This is a genomic window from Streptococcus sp. 339, assembly GCF_013277285.1.
GTDB lineage: Bacteria > Bacillota > Bacilli > Lactobacillales > Streptococcaceae > Streptococcus > Streptococcus pseudopneumoniae.
On the sequence record NZ_VMMR01000001.1, the window covers coordinates 1 to 6,038 of the forward strand.

A 6,038-nucleotide genomic window follows, 5' to 3' on the forward strand; every position below is an offset into this window, starting at 1 on the left:
TCACGGGTGGTTATGACTTTCATTGAGTATAAGTCAAGTAATCACTTTGAAGTTTCAAAGCTTACTTTTAAGTTTTCTTTAAGAAAACTATATTATTCTGAAGAACTCTAAAATTTCACAGCCATTTATTAGCAATGACTACAGAATTCCTGGTCATTACTAGAAATGGACTAGTTTCTTTGAATAATAGAACTCCTTAATCCTTCTATTCTAGAACGGGAGGGCCGGTATTTCTTTCATGATAGGACTAGATTGTGGTATAATAGAGAGAATAAGTTTTTTTAGTAAGACAAAGGAGAAAATAGATGATTTATGCAGGAATTCTTGCTGGTGGAACTGGCACACGCATGGGAATCAGTAACTTGCCAAAACAATTTTTAGAGCTAGGTGATCGACCTATTTTGATTCATACAATTGAAAAATTTGTCTTGGAACCAAGTATTGAAAAAATTGTAGTTGGGGTTCATGGAGACTGGGTTTCTCATGCAGAAGATCTTGTAGATAAATATCTTCCTCTTCATAAGGATCGTATCATCATTACAAAGGGTGGTGCTGACCGTAATACGAGTATTGAGAAAATCATTGAAGCTATTGATGCTTATCGTCCGCTTACTCCAGAGGACATTGTTGTTACCCACGATTCTGTTCGTCCATTTATTACACTTCGCATGATTCAGGACAATATCCAACTTGCCCAAAATCATGACGCAGTGGACACAGTGGTAGAAGCGGTTGATACTATCGTTGAAAGTACCAATGGTCAATTCATTACAGATATTCCAAATCGTGCTCACCTTTATCAAGGACAAACACCTCAAACATTCCGTTGCAAGGACTTCATGGACCTTTACGGTTCTCTCTCTGCTGAAGAGAAGGAAATCTTGACAGATGCATGTAAAATCTTTGTGATCAAAGGAAAAGATGTGGCCTTGGCTAAGGGCGAATACTCAAACCTAAAAATCACAACAGTAACAGATTTGAAGATTGCAAAAAGTATGATTGAGAAAGACTAGTAAAATGATTAATCAAATTTATCAACTAACTAAGCCTAAGTTTATCAATGTCAAATATCAGGAAGAGGCTATTGACCAAGAGAATCATATCCTCATCCGCCCTAACTATATGGCTGTCTGTCATGCGGATCAGCGTTACTACCAGGGAAAACGTGACCCCAAGATTTTGAATAAAAAGCTTCCAATGGCAATGATTCACGAGTCATGTGGAACCATCATTTCTGACCCGACGGGAACCTATGAGGTTGGGCAAAAAGTTGTCATGATTCCCAATCAGCCTTCTATGCAGAGCGATGAAGAATTCTATGAGAACTACATGACAGGGACCCATTTCTTGTCTAGTGGTTTTGATGGCTTTATGAGAGAGTTTGTTTCTCTCCCTAAAGATCGTGTGGTGGCTTATGATGCTATCGAAGATACGGTTGCAGCCATTACAGAGTTTGTCAGTGTTGGCATGCATGCCATGAATCGTCTATTGACCCTTGCTCATAGCAAGCGGGACCGAATCGCCGTTATCGGAGATGGAAGTTTAGCATTTGTGGTTGCCAATATTATCAACTATACTTTGCCAGAAGCAGAGATTGTGGTTATTGGTCGTCATTGGGAAAAATTGGAACTTTTCTCATTTGCCAAAGAATGCTATATCACTGATAATATTCCCGAAGATTTGGCCTTTGACCATGCTTTTGAATGTTGTGGTGGTAATGGTACTGGACCGGCTATAAATGACCTGATTCGCTACATTCGTCCTCAGGGAACGATTCTCATGATGGGAGTTAGCGAATATAAAGTCAATCTCAATACTCGCGATGCCTTAGAAAAAGGCTTGCTCTTGGTTGGTTCCTCTCGTTCTGGTCGCATTGATTTTGAAAATGCAATCCAAATGATGGAAGTTAAGAAATTTGCCAATCGTCTTAAAAATATCCTTTATCTAGAAGAACCTGTAAGAGAAATTAAAGATATTCACCGTGTCTTTGCGACCGATTTAAACACAGCCTTTAAAACCGTGTTTAAGTGGGAAGTATAAGTGCTGGAGGTTAATTGTGGAGAAAATCATTAAAGAAAAAATTTCTTCCTTACTTAGTCAAGAAGAGGAAGTCCTCAGTGTTGAACAACTGGGTGGAATGACCAATCAAAACTATTTGGCCAAAACAACAAATAAGCAATACATTGTTAAATTCTTTGGTAAAGGGACAGAAAAGCTGATCAATCGTCAAGATGAAAAGTACAATCTTGAACTACTAAAGGATTTAGACTTAGATGTAAAAAATTACCTTTTTGATATTGAAGCTGATATCAAAGTAAATGAGTATATCGAATCTGCGATTACGCTTGATTCAACGTCAATCAAGACCAAATTTGATAAAATTGCTCCAATTTTACAAACCATTCATGCTTCTGGCAAGGAATTAAGAGGAGAATTTGCTCCTTTTGAAGAAATCAAAAAATACGAATCCTTGATTGAAGAGAAAATCCCTTATGCCAACTATGAAGCTGTTCGAGAAGAAGTCTTCTCCTTAGAGAAAAGACTAGCTGACTTAGGTGTTGACAGAAAATCTTGTCATATCGATTTGGTGCCTGAAAACTTTATCGAATCACCTCAAGGACGACTCTATTTGATTGACTGGGAATATTCATCAATGAACGATCCAATGTGGGATTTGGCTGCTCTCTTTTTAGAGTCTGAATTCACTCGTCAAGAGGAAGAAGACTTCGTGTCTCACTATGAGAGTGAGCAAACACCTGTCTCTCGTGAAAAGATTGCCATTTATAAAATTTTACAAGACACTATTTGGAGTCTATGGACTGTCTATAAGGAAGAGCAAGGTGCAGATTTTGGTGACTATGGTGTGAGTCGTTACCAAAGAGCTGTTAAAGGTTTGACTTCTTATGGAGGTTCAGATGAAAAGTAAAAACGGAGTTCCTTTTGGTCTACTCTCAGGTATTTTCTGGGGTTTAGGTCTAACAATTAGTGCTTACATCTTTTCGATTTTTACAGATTTGTCGCCCTTTGTGGTGGCCGCTGCTCACGATTTCTTGAGTATCTTTATCTTACTAGCTTTTCTCTTGGTAAAAGAAGGAAAAGTTCGCCTCTCAATTTTCTTAAATATTCGCAATGTGAGTGTCATCATCGGAGCCTTGCTAGCAGGCCCTATCGGTATGCAGGCCAATCTTTATGCGGTTAAGTATATCGGAAGTTCCTTAGCTTCATCTGTGTCGGCTATTTACCCTGCGATTTCAGTTTTATTGGCTTTCTTCTTTTTGAAGCACAAGATTTCAAAAAATACTGTATTTGGGATTGTCTTGATTATTGGAGGGATAATTGCTCAGACCTATAAGGTTGAACAGGTTAATTCCTTCTACATTGGTATTCTCTGTGCTTTAGTTTGTGCTATTGCATGGGGGAGTGAGAGTGTCCTTAGCTCCTTTGCCATGGAAAGTGAATTGAGTGAAATTGAGGCCCTCTTAATCCGTCAAGTAACTTCATTCTTGTCCTATCTTGTGATTGTGCTCTTCTCTCATCAGTCATTTACCGCAGTAGCCAATGGACAATTGCTAGGTCTTATGATTGTCTTTGCAGCCTTTGATATGATTTCTTACTTGGCTTATTATATCGCTATCAATCGCTTGCAACCAGCCAAGGCTACAGGCTTGAATGTGAGCTATGTAGTTTGGACGGTCTTGTTTGCAGTTGTTTTCTTAGGTGCACCGCTAGATATGCTGACAATTATTACGTCACTTGTCGTTATTGCTGGAGTTTATATTATTATTAAAGAATAAAGGAGATTCGTGTGAAAGCCATCATCTTAGCAGCGGGATTGGGAACTCGCTTGCGTCCTATGACTGAAAATACCCCTAAAGCCTTGGTTCAGGTTAATCAAAAACCCTTGATTGAATACCAAATTGAGTTTCTCAAAGAAAAAGGAATCAATGACATCATCATCATTGTCGGTTATCTTAAAGAACAATTCGATTACTTGAAAGAGAAATACGGTGTTCGTCTCGTTTTCAATGATAAATACGCTGACTACAATAACTTTTACTCTCTCTATCTTGTAAAAGAAGAATTGGCCAACAGCTATGTTATTGATGCCGATAACTATCTCTTTAAAAATATGTTCCGCAATGATTTGACTCGTTCGACTTATTTTAGTGTTTATCGTGAAGATTGTACCAACGAATGGTTCTTGGTCTATGGAGATGACTACAAGGTTCAAGACATTATTGTTGATAGCAAGGCAGGTCGCATCCTTAGTGGTGTATCCTTCTGGGATGCTCCAACTGCAGAAAAGATTGTCAGCTTTATCGATAAGGCTTATGCAAGTGGCGAATTTGTTGATCTCTACTGGGACAATATGGTTAAGGATAATATCAAAGAGCTAGATGTCTATGTCGAAGAATTAGAAGGCAATAGTATCTATGAAATCGATAGTGTCCAAGACTACCATAAATTAGAAGAAATTCTTAAAAACGAAAATTAAAGATTCCAACATCTGACAAAATAGTCGGATGTTTTTTTGATTTTTTACGAACTTTTACGAATAGATAGATGAGTAGAAAAAGAAATGGAGTTATTTATGAAAATCACAAACTATGAAATCTATAAGTTAAAAAAATCAGGTTTGACCAATCAACAGATTTTGAAAGTGCTAGAATACGGTGAAAATGTTGATCAGGAGCTTTTGTTGGGTGATATTGCAGATATATCAGGTTGCCGTAATCCAGCCGTTTTTATGGAACGTTATTTTCAGATAGACGATGCGCATTTGTCGAAAGAGTTTCAAAAATTTCCATCTTTCTCTATTTTAGATGACTGTTATCCTTGGGATTTGAGTGAAATATATGATGCGCCTGTACTTTTATTTTACAAGGGAAATCTTGACCTCCTGAAATTCCCGAAGGTAGCGGTCGTGGGCAGTCGTGCTTGTAGCAAACAGGGAGCTAAGTCAGTTGAAAAAGTCATTCAAGGCTTGGAAAATGAACTGGTTATCGTCAGTGGATTAGCCAAGGGCATTGACACAGCAGCTCATATGGCAGCTCTTCAAAATGGCGGAAAAACCATTGCAGTGATTGGAACAGGACTGGATGTGTTTTATCCTAAAGCCAATAAACGTTTGCAAGACTACATCGGCAATGATCATCTGGTTCTCAGTGAATATGGACCTGGCGAACAACCTCTGAAATTTCATTTTCCTGCCCGTAATCGCATCATTGCTGGACTTTGCCGTGGCGTGATTGTAGCAGAGGCTAAGATGCGCTCGGGGAGTCTCATTACCTGTGAGCGAGCAATGGAAGAAGGACGCGATGTCTTTGCTATTCCTGGTAGCATTTTAGATGGGCTATCAGATGGTTGCCATCATTTGATTCAAGAAGGGGCAAAATTGGTCACCAGTGGGCGAGATGTGCTTGCGGAATTTGAATTTTAAACATTATATAAGCTAGAATACTGAGAAAAATCAATTTTTAATAGAAAATGAAGTAAATATCCCCACAATAAATGCATAGTATCAGTTTTTTCAGCACTTGATATTATGCGTTTTTTCTAAGTGAATAAGTAGAGTGGAGGACTTTTCCCAGAGGAAGGAAAGCAATTTAGTGTAATTGAGAAAGGAGAGTTGCTTGTGACTAATCTTGGTCAGCTTATTATCAGGGAGCTGTATCGTCTCAAGTATTGCCAGTAAGGAAAAATAAATTCTTCAAAAGTAGAGATTACAAGGCTTGTTTAAGAAAGAATTCAAAGACCTTGACAGATAAAAATAAAATGGTTATTATAAAAAATGGTCTGAAATTGATGATGACACTCTTCGAAAATCTTTTTACGTCATCAGCTTTGTCTTGCTGTGTTTTGAGCAAGCTACGGTGAGCTTCCGAGTTTGATTTTCATTTACTAGAAATGAAACTGATGAGAGACATCAGTAGACATTTGCGTCAGGATATGATGGAAAATGATAAAAAGACCTCATGAGATTGGCATATCAGACTACTAAAGTATTGAGTTTGTTAGGATTTTATACTCAATGAAAA

General features: G+C 38.0%; 6 protein-coding genes. All 6 read left to right on the forward strand.

The genetic code is table 11. From position 1 onward, the window contains the following. The first annotated feature begins 305 nt into the window (after positions 1 to 305). The 6 genes from HT736_RS00005 (at position 306) to dprA (ending at position 5,440) form a co-directional block, all read left to right on the forward strand. Positions 306 to 1,013, forward strand: coding sequence for a 2-C-methyl-D-erythritol 4-phosphate cytidylyltransferase (locus HT736_RS00005; RefSeq protein ID WP_000638489.1), 708 nt, complete (start codon positions 306 to 308; stop codon positions 1,011 to 1,013). Between the two features lie 4 nt (positions 1,014 to 1,017). Then, positions 1,018 to 2,040, forward strand: a complete 1,023-nt coding sequence (locus tag HT736_RS00010; protein ID WP_000609870.1) for a ribitol-5-phosphate dehydrogenase — start codon at positions 1,018 to 1,020, stop codon at positions 2,038 to 2,040. Between the two features lie 16 nt (positions 2,041 to 2,056). Continuing rightward, positions 2,057 to 2,926: a choline kinase LicA gene (gene licA, locus HT736_RS00015; protein ID WP_172930623.1), complete on the forward strand. Its 870-nt coding sequence runs from the start codon at positions 2,057 to 2,059 to the stop codon at positions 2,924 to 2,926. Then, positions 2,916 to 3,794, forward strand: a complete 879-nt coding sequence (locus HT736_RS00020; RefSeq protein WP_172930624.1) for a DMT family transporter — start codon at positions 2,916 to 2,918, stop codon at positions 3,792 to 3,794. The genes licA and HT736_RS00020 overlap by 11 nt, the downstream gene beginning before the upstream one ends. A gap of 11 nt (positions 3,795 to 3,805) precedes the next feature. Further along, on the forward strand, positions 3,806 to 4,495 hold the full coding sequence (locus HT736_RS00025) for a sugar phosphate nucleotidyltransferase (protein ID WP_000643965.1): 690 nt from the start codon (positions 3,806 to 3,808) through the stop codon (positions 4,493 to 4,495). A 96-nt stretch (positions 4,496 to 4,591) separates the two neighbouring features. Beyond that, the gene (dprA, locus tag HT736_RS00030) at positions 4,592 to 5,440 is read left to right on the forward strand and encodes a DNA-processing protein DprA (RefSeq protein ID WP_000705307.1); all 849 of its coding nucleotides are present in this window, start codon (positions 4,592 to 4,594) and stop codon (positions 5,438 to 5,440) included. Positions 5,441 to 6,038: the final 598 nt, after the last annotated feature.